The organism is Pseudomonas amygdali (assembly GCF_002699855.1).
Classification (GTDB): Bacteria; Pseudomonadota; Gammaproteobacteria; order Pseudomonadales; family Pseudomonadaceae; genus Aquipseudomonas; species Aquipseudomonas amygdali.
This window is the reverse complement of sequence record NZ_LKBW01000256.1, coordinates 15,372-29,693: the sequence shown is the minus strand read 5'-3', so window position 1 is coordinate 29,693 and position 14,322 is coordinate 15,372. Positions and strand designations below refer to the sequence as shown.

The window sequence follows — 14,322 nt, the reverse complement described above, 5'->3', positions numbered from 1 at the left end:
TTCAAGAACCTTTCGCTGCCCCCCGGCTCATAGCTTGTGAGCGGGTATTGCCCGGATGCTTCAGATGAAGCTGAACCTATAAGGATGGACGTATGACAGTTGCTTTCTGGTGCGTGCTGGTCGCGATCCTGCTGCCGATTATGTGTGCCGGTATCGCCAAGTTCGGCAGCGGCAAATTCGGCAGCGGACACAATCATGACCCGCGCGCCTTTCTCGACAAGCTGGAGGGTTTCCCGCGCCGTGCGCATGCTGCCCAGCTCAACAGCTATGAAGCGACACCGGCGTTTGCCGCAGCGGTCATCATCGCGCACATTGCCGGCAATGCGCAGCTGGTGACCATCGATGTGCTGGCGGTGCTGTTCATCACCAGTCGTCTGTTGTACATCATCTTCTATCTGGCTGATCTCGCCGCACTGCGTTCGATAGTCTGGCTGGTGGGCATGGGGCTCATCGTCGCGCTGTTCGGCGTGTCGGCTTTCCCGGCCGTATCCTGACAGCCAGGTTGCGGCGCTGCCGATAAGCAGCAGCGCCGCAACCTTGATCAATCGTCAGGCTGGACCTTCTCAAGGTCGGTCTGGGCTTCCTGCAACTCTTTGCGCGACTCGGCCAGCTTGTCCTTGCGCTTGTTGATCTTCTCCGGATCACCTTTGTCCATGGCCTTGTTCAAGTCGGTCTGGCGGCGGCTGACTTCCTGCTTGGCGTCCAGCACCTTTTGCTTTCTCTGCTTGATCAATGAGGTTTCGGTGCAGTTGGCATTGACCTCGGCGAGGGCCTTCTCAAGCCCGACCTGCTCGGCCTTGTTACCTTCGGTCTTGGCGTCCTGAATCTTGCTGCTGATTTCCTGGCTTTTGATCTGGCACTCGGAAGGTGCGGGTGCCTGCTCATCTGCCAGCAGCGTTGTAGCCAGTAGCGTGCAACTGGTGAAAAGGATCAGTGGTGATAAAAACTGCATATGAACTCCGTTTGAATACGGACCAAAAAATGGACGTCCGCTACTTAAAACCTGAAATACCCTGAGCCTGCAATTGATAGCTCAATGCCTGCACCTCTGGGGCCTGAAAAAAAGACCTCAGTTTCGCTGCCCGGCCAGGCCCTATGCCCGGCTCTGCTTGCCATTGCTCAACGCTACGCCCGGCCAGTTCCTGCCAATTGTCAGGAAGTGTTGCGCTTCCTGTGGGCGGCAGTCCGATGGCCTTGAGCCACGTCTGAAACGGCCGTTCACGCGCTGTTTGCAGGCTGGCGAGCAGTTTAGCGCTGCTGCGCTCTGCGAAGCCGGGAATGTTAGCAAGCTCAGCATGATTCAGGGTCATCCAATCGAGCAGGCTCTCTATTTGGCCGTTTTCAATAAGCTTGTCCCAGGTCCCCGGACCGACGCCGGGCAGCGCAAGGCCTTTCTTGCCGCTGAGCCAGATCAGTCTGGCGCGGAACTGGCTTTCACAGCCTGGGGTGGCTTGCCAGCAGCTCAACTCATGAAAGTCGTCGGCTTGCGGAGTGATCATTTCAACTCGTTCAGCCGCGCGGGATATCACGCCGTCGAGTCTCGGAATCGTCAGCCCGGCCAGGCTCACGGCTACCTGATCGCCAGGTCTTATATCCAGTGTTTGCCAGCGTTGCAGTGAGCCGGTGCTGATGCGGCTGACGGTACGGTCGTCGAGACGTACCGGGGTCAGCTCCAGCACAGGGGTAATCCTGCCGCTGCGACCGATATTGAAGCTGACCTTGCGCACCTCGGCCAGTGCCTGTGCGTAAGGGTGCTTCCAGGCCGCGATCCAGTAAGGCGCACTGGCTTGCCAGCGTTGCATCGGTGGGCGCTGGCCCTGGCGCATGATCACGCCATCTGTCGCGAACGGCAGAGGATTGCGGTACCAATGCTCGCGCCATCTCGCAGCCTGAACATGATTTTCCAGTGAGTGCGTGTACGCCTCGCTGCCTTCAAAGCCCATGGCTTGCAGGCCTGCGAGTCGTTGAGCCATATCGGTAGGCCCGTTCGGCCAGTCCCAGACGAATAGCCCGATGGCATCAGCCTGCTGCGGGCTGATTGTCTGCCGGGCCAGCATGCCTGCCACCTTGCTGCGCGCGTTGACGCTGCCGGATGTTGCCTGAATATGATCGGTCAACCGCCAGTACAGCTCGCCTTGCAGGATCAGGGAGTCATGTTGGGGCAAACGCTGAGGAATGGCTTTTATCAGTCGTGCCTGCGAAGTCCAGTCCTGGCCCTTGCGCCCATCGCCGCGACTGATCGCCTGCACCAGCTGACCTTTTTCGTAAACGAGTGTGACTGCCACGCCATCGACCTTGGGTTGAATCCACAGGTCTTTGCGGCCCTTGAGCCAGTCCTTGACGCTGCTTTCGTCGGCCAGCTTGTTGACGCCCGTGTGCGGTACGGGATGAGGCAGCGGGCCAACTGCTGTCTTTAGCGGATCGGCCTCTGGGGTGGAAACGGCAAAGCACGAGCGCCACAGGTTCAGCTTCTGCCGCGCCTGATCGTAGAGCTCGTCCGGAATGTGCGAAATGCCCTGGCGGTGGTAGCTGTCGTCCCACGCAGCCATCTGCTGTTGCAAGTTTGTGACCTCGCTGCGCGCCTTGGCTGCAGGCCAGTCAGGGCATTGACTGGCATGGCCGAGGCCGGGCAGAAGAAACAGAAGGGCACACGTCATCAGGCGAATGGTGGGCAACATCGAAGCATCCTTGCTTTAGGAATGGGCTCGATGAGGCTAGTTGCTGGTGTTGTTTATAGACGGGTTGCTTGGTTACCGGGTTTTGCCAAAGCCCTGCGCGGCCTGTTTGATGACAGGACGCAGAGCGTCCGGAACGGCATACGACGCGGAGCGTCGCACGATAGTTGAGATAGTTGAGATAGTTGAGGTTATCGTTCCGCACGCTCCAGCGTCGGAATGCAGTGCGTGACGCTCCGCGTCACAGATCTGTGCTGCGCCGCGTATTCAAGATCGGACGCAGAGCGTCCAGAACGGCATGCGACGCGGAGCGTCGCACGATAATCGCCAGACGAAAAAAAGCCCCGAACGACCAGGTCGCTCGAGGCTTTTTTACTGGTTTTTACAGGTCGGCAGCGGCGCGCAGGGCGTCGGCGCGGTCGGTTTTTTCCCAGGTGAAGGCGGTGAAGGTGTCATCGCCAACGGTCATTTCGACCGGGGTACGGCCGAAGTGGCCGTAGGCCGCAGTGGCCTGGTACATCGGGTGCAGCAGGTCGAGCATGGTGGTGATGGCGTATGGGCGCAGGTCGAAGTTGTCGCGGACCAGCTTGATGATCTTGTCATCGGACAGCTTGCCGGTGCCGAAGGTGTTCAGCGAGATCGACGTCGGCTGGGCCACGCCGATAGCGTAGGACACCTGAATTTCGCAACGCTCGGCCAGACCGGCAGCCACGATATTCTTGGCCACGTAACGACCGGCGTAAGCAGCCGAACGGTCAACCTTCGATGGGTCCTTGCCGGAGAATGCACCGCCACCGTGACGGGCCATGCCGCCGTAGGTGTCGACGATGATCTTGCGGCCGGTCAGGCCACAGTCACCTACCGGGCCACCGATGATGAAGTTGCCGGTCGGGTTGATGTGGAACTGGGTGTCCTTGTGCAGCAGGTGCGCAGGGATGACGTGCTTGACGATCAGCTCCATCACGCCTTCGCGCAGGTCCTTGTAGGACACATCCGGGTTGTGCTGAGTCGACAGTACGATGGCGTCGACGCCGACAACCTTGCCGTTTTCGTAACGGCAGGTAACCTGGGATTTTGCATCCGGGCGCAACCACGGCAGCAGGCCGGATTTACGCGCTTCGGCCTGACGCTGCACCAATTGGTGAGAGAAGGTGATCGGTGCTGGCATCAGCACGTCGGTTTCGTTGCTGGCGTAGCCGAACATCAGGCCCTGGTCGCCAGCGCCCTGATCTTCAGGCTTGCTGCGGTCAACGCCTTGGGCGATGTCTACCGACTGTTTGCCGATGATGTTCATCACGCCGCAAGTCGCGCCGTCGAAACCGACGTCGGAGCTGTTGTAGCCGATGTCGAGGATGACGTTACGCACGATGTCTTCCAGATCGACCCAGGCCGAAGTCGACACTTCGCCAGCGATGATTGCCACACCGGTCTTGACCAGTGTTTCGCACGCTACACGGGCGTATTTGTCTTCAGCGATGATAGCGTCCAGAACCGCGTCGGAAATCTGGTCGGCGATCTTGTCCGGATGTCCTTCGGACACGGACTCGGAGGTGAAAAGTGAATATTCGCTCATCTCTACGGGTTTCCTTCATTTTACCGATGGTGAGTGTCGCCAGCCGGTCGCTGAAAATGGCGAACCTGGATCTGGAAACCATTACGTAAGCCTACATAAAGGCTTTCCCCGGGAACTAGCCCCGCAGCGATGGCCCAACGGGCCAGGTCTTCCTGCTCGAAACCTAACCAGAGATCGCCACAGGCCTCCCTGGCCCAGCTCTGGTCATGACTACACAATTCTGTTACCAGCAAACTACCGCCGGGTTTTACGTGTTCGGCCAGTTGCCTCAGGGCCTGGGCCGGGACTGCGAAATGGTGCAGCACCATGTTGAGGACGACGCAGTCGGCACTGACTTTAGCGTCGGTCAGTGCATCGGCCAGCCTCAGCTCAACGTTAGCCAGCGCCTTGCGCTCGCAGACGCCACGCGCCAGGTCCAGCATCACCGGGCTGTTGTCCATCGCGATGACCTGACCGAAGCGCCGCGCCAGCTCAGGGAGGAAGCCGCCGTCACCGGGGCCTACTTCCAGAGCGGTTGCCTGCGCACCAAAGCTCAGTTTGTCGAGCAGGGTCAGCAGGCTTTCGCTGTACTGCGCCAGACCGGCGATCAGGTCTTGCTGGGCACGAAACTTTTCGGCAGTACGGGCAAAGAAATCCTGGCTAGCCAGTGCACGTTGTCGATGCACCAGGCCTATGCGGCTCTGTACGTCGTCCGGCAGGTTCAGCGTGTCCACTTCATCAAGCAGCGCCGCATGCAGCCTGCCACCCGGCAATTCAGTGTGGGGCAGGGCGCGACGGTAGAAAATCGCATTGCCTTCACGCCGCGTTGCAACCAGATCGGCCTGCGCCAGCACCTTGAGGTGGTGGCTCATGCCGGACTGACCGATGGCAAAAATCTGCGCCAGCTCAAGCACGCCGAACGAATCGTTGGTCAGCACACGCAGTACGTTGAGCCGCAAGGGATCTCCGCCGGCCTTGCACAATGCAGAGAGGTCGTCGCATGCATCATGGCGAATGGCAGGTACACGCAGGTTCATAGCTGCGCAGTCTAGAGAGCGATCCGGAGCGCTGCAAGGGCAATATCAAAAAGTTTTGATATTGCTGGATGGGTGGCACCGGTCAGGCATTCTGAACTTGTTGCGCTGATGGGTAATCCAGTCTTTACAGGGCAAATAATGTCCGTAACCCCGGAAAAAAGCCTATGGTCGACTATCTGTGATTGCCCCCGGCCTGTCCCTGAGGGAAAATGGCCGTCTTTTTTCCGATCCTAATTTTACAATTCCCAGGAGATCAGCGATGCCAAGCCGTCGTGAGCGTGCCAATGCTATTCGTGCCCTAAGCATGGATGCCGTGCAAAAAGCCAACAGCGGCCATCCGGGTGCCCCGATGGGCATGGCGGATATCGCCGAGGTTCTGTGGCGTGATTATCTGAAGCACAACCCTGCAAACCCTGCGTTTGCTGACCGTGACCGTTTCATCATGTCCAACGGCCACGGCTCGATGCTGGTCTATTCGTTGCTGCACCTGACCGGCTACGACCTGTCCATCGACGACCTGAAAAACTTCCGTCAACTGCACAGCCGCACACCGGGCCACCCGGAGTTTGGCTACACCCCAGGCGTCGAGACCACCACCGGTCCGCTGGGTCAGGGCTTTGCCAACGCTGTCGGTTTTGCCGCTGCCGAGAAAACCCTCGCTGCACAGTTCAACCGCCCAGGCCATTCCATCGTTGATCACCATACCTACGTGTTCATGGGTGATGGCTGCATGATGGAAGGTATTTCCCACGAAGTCGCTTCCCTGGCCGGCACGCTGCAACTGGACAAGCTGATTGCGTTTTACGACGACAACGGCATCTCCATCGATGGTGAAGTCGAAGGCTGGTTCACCGACGATACGCCGAAGCGCTTCGAGTCCTACGGCTGGCTGGTGATCCGCAATGTCGACGGCCATGACCCTGAAGAAATCAAGACAGCCATCGACACTGCGCGCAAGAGCGACAAGCCAACACTGATCTGCTGCAAGACCACCATCGGTTTCGGCTCGCCGAACAAGCAGGGCAAGGAAGAATCCCACGGTGCGCCGCTGGGTGCGGACGAAATCGCCCTGACTCGCGCGGCCCTGAAATGGAACCACGGTCCTTTCGAAATTCCGGCTGATATCTACGCCGAGTGGAATGCGAAAGAAAAAGGCCTGGCTGCCGAAGCCGAGTGGGATCAGCGCTTTGCTGCCTATTCCGCCGCTTTCCCTGAACTGACCAACGACTTCATCCGTCGCATGAGCGGCGAGTTGCCTGCTGACTTTGCTGAGAAATCCGCTGCTTATGTCGCCGAAGTCAACGCCAAAGGCGAAACCATCGCCAGCCGTAAGGCCAGCCAGAACGCCCTGAGCGCATTGGGCCCGTTGCTGCCTGAAATTCTCGGTGGTTCGGCCGACCTGGCCGGCTCCAACCTGACCATCTGGAAAGGCTGCAAGAGCATCACTGGCGAAGACCCTAACGGCAACTACCTGCACTACGGTGTTCGTGAGTTCGGTATGGGCGCCATGATGAACGGTATCGCCCTGCACGGCGGCTTCGTGCCGTACGGCGCAACCTTCCTGATCTTCATGGAATACGCTCGCAACGCGGTGCGTATGGCCTCGCTGATGAAGAAGCGCGTGATCTATGTATTCACCCACGACTCCATCGGTCTGGGCGAAGACGGCCCGACTCACCAGCCGATCGAGCAACTGACCAGCCTGCGTACCACGCCGAACCTGGACACCTGGCGTCCGGCAGATGCCGTGGAATCGGCAGTGGCCTGGAAACACGCCATCGAGCGCAATGACGGCCCATCCGCGTTGATTTTCTCGCGTCAGAACCTGACTCACCAAGCGCGTGAACAGCAGCAAATAGATGCCATTGCCCGTGGCGGCTATGTACTGCGTGACTGCGCTGCAGAGCCTGAGCTAATTCTGATCGCGACCGGTTCTGAAGTCGGTCTGGCTGTGCAGGCGTATGACAAGCTGACCGAGCAGGGTCGCAACGTTCGTGTGGTCTCCATGCCATGCACCAGCATCTTCGAAGCTCAGGATGCGGCCTACAAGCAGGCTGTTCTGCCGCTGCAGGTCAGTGCACGTATTGCCATCGAAGCGGCTCACGCCGACTACTGGTACAAATACGTGGGTCTGGAAGGTCGCGTGATCGGCATGACCACGTTCGGCGAGTCGGCCCCTGCGTCAGCCTTGTTCGAAGAGTTCGGCTTTACGCTGGAAAACGTCTTGAGCACGGCTGAAGAGCTGCTTGAAGACTGATCAGCTATGTAACGTTGATGTTGATGTTGTGGGAGCGAGCTTGCTCGCGAATGTAGCAACTCGGTAAATCAGCTGAACCGAGTGCTGCCATTCGCGGACAAGTCCGCTCCCACATGACTGTTATTCCCTGGCGAAAACTTCATGCCCCAGCCCCGCCCTTACAAAGTTGCTCTGAACGGTTACGGCCGTATTGGTCGTTGCGTCGTTCGCGCACTGTGCGAGCGAGGGGCCAAGGCCGGGTTTGAAGTGGTTGCCATCAATGATCTGGCCGACATGGCCAGTCTCGAATACCTCACGCGCTTTGACTCCACACACGGCCGGTTTCCCGGCGAAGTGCGGGTCGAGGGGCAATACCTGCATATCAATGATCACCGCATCAAGGTTCTGCGCAGTGCGACGCCGGAAGGCATCGACTGGGCCGGGCTGGAGGTCGATCTTGTGCTTGAGTGTTCCGGTGTCTACAACACTCGCGAAGACGGCCAGCGCTTTCTGAATGCCGGTGCGCCGAGGGTGCTGTTCTCTCAGCCGATGGCCAGCGAGCGGGATGTCGACGCCACTGTCGTGTTCGGCGTCAACCAGCAGAAGCTGACTGGCCGGGAATTACTGGTCTCCGCAGCGTCGTGTACCACCAATTGCAGTGTGCCGCTGCTGCGTCTGCTGGATCAGGCCATCGGCCTTGAGTACATCACCATCACGACCATCCATTCGGCAATGAATGATCAGCCGGTAATCGACGCCTATCACCACGAAGATCTGCGCCGTACGCGCTCGGCGTTTCAGTCGATCATTCCGGTGTCCACCGGTCTGGCGCGCGGAATCGAGCGGCTGCTTCCGGAACTTGCCGGCCGAATTCAGGCCAAAGCTGTTCGTGTTCCGACCGTCAATGTGTCTTGCCTGGACATTACGCTGCAAATGTCGCGAGACACCGACGCTGTCGAGATCAACCGTATTTTGCGTGAGGCCGCCACCAGCGGCCCGCTCAAGGGACTGCTGGCCTACACTGAGTTGCCGCACGCCAGCTGCGATTTCAACCATGACCCGCATTCGGCGATTGTCGATGCGAGTCAGACCCGCGTTTCCGGTCCCAGGCTGGTCAATCTGCTGGCCTGGTTCGATAACGAATGGGGTTTTGCCAACCGAATGCTCGACGTCGCCGATCACTTTCTGCGCGTCGCTGACCAATAACAGTAAAAAAACAGGAATGCTCATGACCGTCTTGAAGATGACTGACCTCGATCTGCAAGGTAAACGTGTACTGATCCGCGAAGACCTCAATGTCCCGGTAAAGGACGGCGTTGTCAGCAGTGATGCACGTATTCTTGCCTCGCTGCCGACCATCAGGCTGGCGTTGGAAAAAGGCGCGGCCGTCATGGTCTGCTCGCACCTGGGTCGTCCGACCGAGGGCGAATTCTCTGCTGAAAACAGCCTCAAGCCGGTTGCCGATTACCTGAGCAAGGCATTGGGTCGTGATGTTCCGCTGGTTGCCGATTATCTGGACGGCGTTGACGTCAAGGCCGGCGACGTCGTGCTGTTCGAGAACGTTCGCTTCAACAAGGGTGAGAAAAAGAACGCCGACGAGCTGGCACAGAAATATGCGGCCCTGTGCGACGTGTTCGTGATGGACGCTTTCGGTACCGCTCACCGTGCCGAGGGCTCGACCCACGGCGTTGCCAAATTCGCCAAAGTGGCAGCGGCAGGCCCGTTGCTGGCCGCCGAGCTTGAAGCGCTGGGCAAGGCCTTGGGCGCTCCGGCTCAGCCGATGACTGCCATCGTTGCCGGCTCCAAGGTGTCCACCAAGCTTGACGTACTCAACAGCCTGAGCGGCATCTGCAATCAGTTGATCGTCGGCGGCGGCATTGCCAACACCTTCCTCGCTGCGGCCGGTCACAAGGTCGGTAAATCGCTGTACGAACCTGACCTGCTCGACACCGCTCGCGCCATCGCCGCCAAGGTCAGCGTGCCATTGCCGACGGACGTGGTGGTTGCCAAGGAGTTCGCCGAGAGCGCTGCCGCTACTGTCAAACTGATCGCTGACGTCGCCGATGACGACATGATTCTCGATATTGGCCCGCAAACTGCTGCGCATTTCGCCGAATTACTGAAATCTTCCGGGACTATCCTGTGGAACGGTCCGGTCGGCGTTTTTGAGTTCGATCAGTTTGGTGAAGGCACCAAAACGCTGGCCAGGGCCATTGGCGAAAGCCAGGCGTTCTCCATCGCGGGCGGTGGCGACACACTGGCGGCTATCGATAAGTATGGTGTTGCAGAACAGATTTCCTACATTTCGACCGGTGGCGGTGCATTCCTCGAGTTCGTGGAAGGCAAGGTTCTGCCAGCGGTAGAAGTGCTCGAACAACGCGCCAAGGCTTGAATGAAAGCCTTGGACAAGGAGTGGTCAATGGTCAGGGCGTTACCGTGGTTTCTCATCGCAGGTTTGCTGGCCGGTTGCGCGGGCAAACCTGCGGTTGAAGAGGTGGAGAGCGACTCCCCGAGCCAACCGCTCCAGTTAAGCTGTTATCAGGCTGGCTGGCAGGCTGAAACAGTGCCGGTCATCTACAAGCGTGGCGGTCCGCAGGTATGGGATCGTTACGAGTTCATGCCCAGAACAGGCAATGTAGGATGTTTGTGAGCCAGGTCTGAAATCCGTTTGGCAACATTGACGGGCTTGGGCGGTCTTTAAAGAGTGGATATTTTTCCGGCAAAGGAGTTTCGCCATGAAGATCGCTGCCCTGGCTCTGATGAGCTGCGTTGTATTGGCTGGTTGTACCGGTTCTGGCTCGCATGCCAAGACCTGTCAGATATTCAGCCCGGCCTCTGTGAATGTGCCGACGACTGAAAACAGTCAACGGGTCGAGGCACATGTAACGGGTGAGCCGGCCGACGACCGTAAACAGGAACAGAACTGCCCCTGACAGTTGAAACGACCGGCATACACCGCGTTTCGCAGGGCAGCCAGGAGATGTAATGAGACGCGTGATTGCCCTTGGGGTTTTGGCAGTGCTTGGCGGTTGTTCGAGCCTGAGCACATCGCAGCACAATGACCCCTGGAACCGTTGGGTGTGTGACAGCAATGCAGAGGTCAACTGGCGCTACATCGATTCGGCCAAAAAGGAAGTCGATGTTCGTCTGAATCAGAGCGATCAGGTGTTCAGGCTCAAGGCTGAACCCGGCGCTGCCAGCGGAACGCTTTACAGCAACAATGTGTTGGCATTCGTCAACAAGGGTAGCGAGGGCCTGATCTATTGGGACGCTACCAACGATCTGATCGGTCGCGGCTGCAAGGCCAGATAAGTCGGATCTCGGGCACACACGCACAGCCTTCGTGGCTGAGCTTATAACTTGAATGGCAGCCGCCACTACGGCAGGCTTGCTCGATTAACGATCCTACCGGGAGAGAGACAGACAATGGCACTTATCAGCATGCGCCAGATGTTGGACCACGCAGCCGAATTCGGCTACGGCGTTCCAGCTTTCAACGTAAACAACCTGGAACAGATGCGCGCCATTATGGAAGCGGCCGACAAGACCGACTCCCCGGTGATCGTCCAGGCTTCTGCCGGTGCCCGCAAATACGCCGGTGCGCCGTTTCTGCGTCACCTGATTCTCGCCGCGATCGAAGAATTCCCGCACATCCCGGTGGTCATGCACCAGGACCACGGCACCAGCCCTGACATCTGCCAGCGCTCGATCCAGCTGGGCTTCAGCTCGGTGATGATGGACGGCTCGCTGCGTGAAGACGGCAAGTCCCCAGCCGATTACGACTACAACGTCGACGTTACCCGTCGCGTAGTGTCCTTCGCTCACGCCTGCGGCGTTTCCGTGGAAGGTGAGCTGGGCGTGCTGGGTTCGCTGGAAACCGGTATGGCCGGTGAAGAAGATGGTGTTGGCGCGGAAGGCGTTCTGGACCACAGCCAGATGCTGACCGACCCTGAAGAAGCGGCTGACTTCGTCAAGCGCACCCAGGTCGATGCTCTGGCCATTGCCATTGGCACCAGCCACGGTGCGTACAAGTTCACCAAGCCGCCTACCGGTGACATCCTGGCGATCGAGCGTATTAAAGAGATCCACAAGCGCATCCCTAACACTCACCTGGTGATGCACGGTTCCTCGTCCGTTCCACAGGAATGGCTGAAGATCATCAACGAGTTCGGCGGCGACATCAAAGAAACCTACGGTGTGCCGGTCGAAGAAATCGTTGAAGGCATCAAGCACGGCGTGCGCAAGGTCAACATCGATACCGACCTGCGTCTGGCCTCTACCGGTGCCATCCGCGAATTCATGGCTAAAAACCCAAGCGAGTTCGACCCGCGCAAGTATCTGGCCAAAACCGTCTCGGCCATGCGTGACGTGTGCATCGCGCGCTACGAAGCCTTCGGCACCGCTGGCAACGCCTCGAAGATCAAACCGATCTCCCTGGACGCCATGTTCGAACGCTACGCGCGTGGCGAGCTGGATGCCAAGATCAACTGAGTTGACTGCGCATTGAAGAAACCCGCAGAAATGCGGGTTTTTTTATAGCGCTTCGAAATTGGCAGCGCGGCGCAGATTTGTGACGCAGAGCGTCACGACAGGCATTCCCACGCTGGAGCGAGCGTGAGGAACGATCGGCGTCCGGGAGAACACCTACAACTATCGTGCGACGCTCCGCGTCGCATGCCTTTCTGGACGCTCTGCGTCCTCTCTTGAAGTTGCTTAAACGCTCTTCATCAACCCCGCACACGCCGCCTTGTAAGCTTCGTGCTGATACTTGTTAAGCGTATCGGGCAGGGCGAAAGCGTGTTTCTTGTTCTGCGCATTAATGGTCTGCGGCGAGATCAGCGCTACATCGCAATCGGACATCAGTTGAAAGATGGTTTCGATCTTGAATGTGGTCGGGCCGCCGGCGAATTCGCCTTTCTTGCTGCGTTTTTTGATGGCGATGTGACTGACGCCGTGTTCGCGTACGAAGCTGGCGAGCTGCGTAGCGAAAGCCTTGACGTTGGCAGGCTCTTCATCGTCCTCCAGCGCGATCTTTTTCGTGGCCAGCGGCAGATGAGCGAGCCCGCTGCTCTGCCGAGTGGCAAGGGCGAAGATAGCTTCGCTGCCTTTGATTTCTACACCGCAAATAATCATGAGAAAACCTGATGAGCTCGTTCATATAAAGAAGCAGGTTATATCATCGTAGACGTTATTCCTGTGCAATCGACTCCAGGTACTCCGAGCGCTCGTCGCTCATGCGCGCAATGCAGTCGTTTTCACTGATGGTGAATGCTTTGCTGCCTGCCGCAGAAGGGAAGACTTCAACGGCGCAATCTGCGTCACGCAGCTTCTCCCAGGCTTGCTGGGCGGTCTTGAGTTTGCTGGTAAAGTCGTTGAATTGCGTCTTGTTGGCAACGAACTGGGACTGAACACGCTTGAGCAGGTTGTTGAAATTTTCCTTGAGCAATTCTTCTGCAGTCGTGCGGCTGTAAACCGAGCACTCCAGAGTCTGCTTGTCATCGTCAACACCGTCGCAAGGCGAGACATCCGGGTTCTGAGCAGCCTGTACGCCTGTCACAGCCGTTGCCATCAGGGCCAGGGTCAGCAAAAACGTTTTCATCGAGTCGCTCCGATCCATTGATACGCTGGATTCTGTCTCAAGCGCGAGACAATGAACAGGTTTACGACATCGTGGGGCGACACGCCGTCACCCTTTGTCGCATCTTGACGCTTTCGGCAAACCCCCTGTCGTTTTTGCACCCGGTTCACGCGACCCTCCGGCATATGCTGACCCCATTAGCGCCGACAGCCGATTCGGCGCGCCGGAATCAAAAAAAGGGGACAGCCTGATGAGCCCAGCCGAATTGCACGCCGACAGCATCGTTATTGACGGGCTGATCATCGCCAAGTGGAACCGCGAGCTGTTTGAAGACATGCGCAAGGGCGGCCTGACCATGGCCAACTGCACGGTGTCGGTATGGGAAGGCTTCCAGGCCACTATCAACAGCATCTGCAGCAGCCAGATACTGATGCGCGAAAACAGCGATCTGGTCATGCCGGTGCACACCACCGCAGACATTCGCAAGGCCAAGGAACTGGGCAAGACCGGCATCCTCTTCGGCTTCCAGAATGCGCATGCCTATGAAGACCAGATCGGCTACGTCGAGATCTTCAAGCAACTGGGCGTCGGCATCGTGCAGATGTGCTACAACACCCAGAACCTGGTCGGCACCGGCTGCTACGAGCGTGACGGCGGGCTGTCGGGTTTCGGTCGTGAGATCGTCGCTGAAATGAACCGTGTCGGAGTGATGTGCGACCTGTCCCACGTGGGTTCGAAAACCTCGGAAGAAGTCATTCTCGAATCGAAAAAGCCGGTCTGCTATTCCCACTGCCTGCCTTCAGGCCTCAAAGAGCATCCGCGCAACAAATCCGACGCTGAACTGAAGTTTATTGCCGACCACGGCGGCTTTGTGGGCGTGACCATGTTCGCGCCGTTTCTGGCCAAGGGCATCGATTCGACCATCGACGATTACGCCGAAGCCATCGAATACGTGATGAACATCGTGGGTGAAGATGCCATCGGCATTGGTACTGACTTTACCCAGGGGCACGGTCAGGACTTTTTTGAATACCTGACCCACGACAAGGGCTATGCCCGCCGTCTGACCAGCTTCGGCAAGATCATCAACCCGCTGGGCATCCGCACCGTGGGCGAGTTTCCCAATCTGACTGAAACATTGCTCAAGCGCGGTCATTCCGAGCGCGTGGTGCGCAAGATCATGGGCGAGAACTGGGTCAACGTACTGGCCGACGTCTGGGGCGAGTAATCCGCCAGCCACACCT

General features: G+C 58.3%; 15 protein-coding genes. 9 read left to right on the top strand and 6 right to left on the bottom strand.

The genetic code is table 11. The features are described 5' to 3' along the window. Positions 1–92 precede the first annotated feature (92 nt). Positions 93–494, top strand: coding sequence for an MAPEG family protein (locus AO277_RS15865; RefSeq protein WP_002555701.1), 402 nt, complete (start codon positions 93–95; stop codon positions 492–494). A gap of 47 nt (positions 495–541) precedes the next feature. On the opposite strand, the gene AO277_RS15860 is transcribed toward AO277_RS15865, so the two are convergent. From AO277_RS15860 to AO277_RS15840, 4 genes are all read right to left on the bottom strand, one after another. Next, on the bottom strand, positions 542–952 hold the full coding sequence (locus AO277_RS15860; protein ID WP_005734420.1) for a DUF1090 domain-containing protein: 411 nt from the start codon (positions 950–952) through the stop codon (positions 542–544). A gap of 40 nt (positions 953–992) precedes the next feature. After that, positions 993–2,678 carry an NAD-dependent DNA ligase LigB gene (gene ligB, locus AO277_RS15855; RefSeq protein WP_044318363.1) on the bottom strand — a complete coding sequence of 562 codons (1,686 nt, stop codon included), beginning with the start codon at positions 2,676–2,678 and terminating at the stop codon, positions 993–995. A gap of 379 nt (positions 2,679–3,057) precedes the next feature. Then, positions 3,058–4,248 (bottom strand): methionine adenosyltransferase, encoded by a 1,191-nt coding sequence (metK, locus tag AO277_RS15845; RefSeq protein WP_044318364.1) that lies wholly within the window; start codon positions 4,246–4,248, stop codon positions 3,058–3,060. 20 nt (positions 4,249–4,268) lie between these two features. After that, positions 4,269–5,264 carry an ArsR/SmtB family transcription factor gene (locus tag AO277_RS15840; protein WP_002555697.1) on the bottom strand — a complete coding sequence of 332 codons (996 nt, stop codon included), beginning with the start codon at positions 5,262–5,264 and terminating at the stop codon, positions 4,269–4,271. Positions 5,265–5,523: 259 nt separating this feature from the next. On the opposite strand from AO277_RS15840, the gene tkt reads away from it, so the two are divergent. The 7 genes from tkt to fba all read left to right on the top strand — a co-directional run bounded on the left by tkt (position 5,524) and on the right by fba (position 11,991). After that, positions 5,524–7,521: a transketolase gene (gene tkt / locus AO277_RS15835; RefSeq protein ID WP_044318365.1), complete on the top strand. Its 1,998-nt coding sequence runs from the start codon at positions 5,524–5,526 to the stop codon at positions 7,519–7,521. 141 nt (positions 7,522–7,662) lie between these two features. Beyond that, complete coding sequence (gene epd, locus AO277_RS15830; protein WP_002555695.1) at positions 7,663–8,706, top strand: erythrose-4-phosphate dehydrogenase; 1,044 nt, start codon at positions 7,663–7,665, stop codon at positions 8,704–8,706. Between the two features lie 22 nt (positions 8,707–8,728). Next, positions 8,729–9,892 carry a phosphoglycerate kinase gene (locus AO277_RS15825; RefSeq protein WP_044318366.1) on the top strand — a complete coding sequence of 388 codons (1,164 nt, stop codon included), beginning with the start codon at positions 8,729–8,731 and terminating at the stop codon, positions 9,890–9,892. Between the two features lie 27 nt (positions 9,893–9,919). Further along, positions 9,920–10,150: a putative periplasmic lipoprotein gene (locus AO277_RS15820; protein ID WP_044318367.1), complete on the top strand. Its 231-nt coding sequence runs from the start codon at positions 9,920–9,922 to the stop codon at positions 10,148–10,150. An 85-nt stretch (positions 10,151–10,235) separates the two neighbouring features. Beyond that, on the top strand, positions 10,236–10,433 hold the full coding sequence (locus AO277_RS15815) for a hypothetical protein (protein WP_004654900.1): 198 nt from the start codon (positions 10,236–10,238) through the stop codon (positions 10,431–10,433). A 52-nt stretch (positions 10,434–10,485) separates the two neighbouring features. Then, complete coding sequence (locus AO277_RS15810) at positions 10,486–10,812, top strand: MliC family protein (protein ID WP_002555692.1); 327 nt, start codon at positions 10,486–10,488, stop codon at positions 10,810–10,812. Positions 10,813–10,926: 114 nt separating this feature from the next. Beyond that, entirely contained in the window at positions 10,927–11,991 is a 1,065-nt protein-coding gene (fba, locus tag AO277_RS15805; RefSeq protein ID WP_004654897.1) for a class II fructose-bisphosphate aldolase, read from the top strand. Positions 11,992–12,213: 222 nt separating this feature from the next. Here fba and AO277_RS15800 read toward each other — a convergent pair whose 3' ends face one another. Together AO277_RS15800 and AO277_RS15795 are read right to left on the bottom strand one after the other, a co-directional pair. Beyond that, positions 12,214–12,633: a DUF3010 family protein gene (locus AO277_RS15800; RefSeq protein ID WP_002555669.1), complete on the bottom strand. Its 420-nt coding sequence runs from the start codon at positions 12,631–12,633 to the stop codon at positions 12,214–12,216. A gap of 55 nt (positions 12,634–12,688) precedes the next feature. After that, a complete protein-coding gene (locus AO277_RS15795; RefSeq protein ID WP_002555668.1) occupies positions 12,689–13,099 on the bottom strand; it encodes a lysozyme inhibitor LprI family protein in 411 nt (136 codons plus the stop codon). A 229-nt stretch (positions 13,100–13,328) separates the two neighbouring features. On the opposite strand from AO277_RS15795, the gene AO277_RS15790 reads away from it, so the two are divergent. Continuing rightward, complete coding sequence (locus AO277_RS15790) at positions 13,329–14,306, top strand: dipeptidase (protein WP_044318368.1); 978 nt, start codon at positions 13,329–13,331, stop codon at positions 14,304–14,306. Positions 14,307–14,322 lie beyond the last annotated feature (16 nt).

Bases quoted from the DNA above. Each gene is read 5' to 3' on its own strand.
- AO277_RS15795 (WP_002555668.1), bottom strand. From the start codon at position 13,099: ATGAAAACGTTTTTGCTGACCCTGGCCCTGATGGCAACGGCTGTGACA.
- tkt (WP_044318365.1), top strand. From the start codon at position 5,524: ATGCCAAGCCGTCGTGAGCGTGCCAATGCTATTCGTGCCCTAAGCATG.
- AO277_RS15860 (WP_005734420.1), bottom strand. From the start codon at position 952: ATGCAGTTTTTATCACCACTGATCCTTTTCACCAGTTGCACGCTACTG.
- AO277_RS15800 (WP_002555669.1), bottom strand. From the start codon at position 12,633: ATGATTATTTGCGGTGTAGAAATCAAAGGCAGCGAAGCTATCTTCGCC.
- AO277_RS15825 (WP_044318366.1), top strand. From the start codon at position 8,729: ATGACCGTCTTGAAGATGACTGACCTCGATCTGCAAGGTAAACGTGTA.
- AO277_RS15790 (WP_044318368.1), top strand. From the start codon at position 13,329: ATGAGCCCAGCCGAATTGCACGCCGACAGCATCGTTATTGACGGGCTG.
- metK (WP_044318364.1), bottom strand. From the start codon at position 4,248: ATGAGCGAATATTCACTTTTCACCTCCGAGTCCGTGTCCGAAGGACAT.
- AO277_RS15840 (WP_002555697.1), bottom strand. From the start codon at position 5,264: ATGAACCTGCGTGTACCTGCCATTCGCCATGATGCATGCGACGACCTC.
- ligB (WP_044318363.1), bottom strand. From the start codon at position 2,678: ATGTTGCCCACCATTCGCCTGATGACGTGTGCCCTTCTGTTTCTTCTG.
- epd (WP_002555695.1), top strand. From the start codon at position 7,663: ATGCCCCAGCCCCGCCCTTACAAAGTTGCTCTGAACGGTTACGGCCGT.
- fba (WP_004654897.1), top strand. From the start codon at position 10,927: ATGGCACTTATCAGCATGCGCCAGATGTTGGACCACGCAGCCGAATTC.
- AO277_RS15820 (WP_044318367.1), top strand. From the start codon at position 9,920: ATGGTCAGGGCGTTACCGTGGTTTCTCATCGCAGGTTTGCTGGCCGGT.
- AO277_RS15865 (WP_002555701.1), top strand. From the start codon at position 93: ATGACAGTTGCTTTCTGGTGCGTGCTGGTCGCGATCCTGCTGCCGATT.
- AO277_RS15810 (WP_002555692.1), top strand. From the start codon at position 10,486: ATGAGACGCGTGATTGCCCTTGGGGTTTTGGCAGTGCTTGGCGGTTGT.
- AO277_RS15815 (WP_004654900.1), top strand. From the start codon at position 10,236: ATGAAGATCGCTGCCCTGGCTCTGATGAGCTGCGTTGTATTGGCTGGT.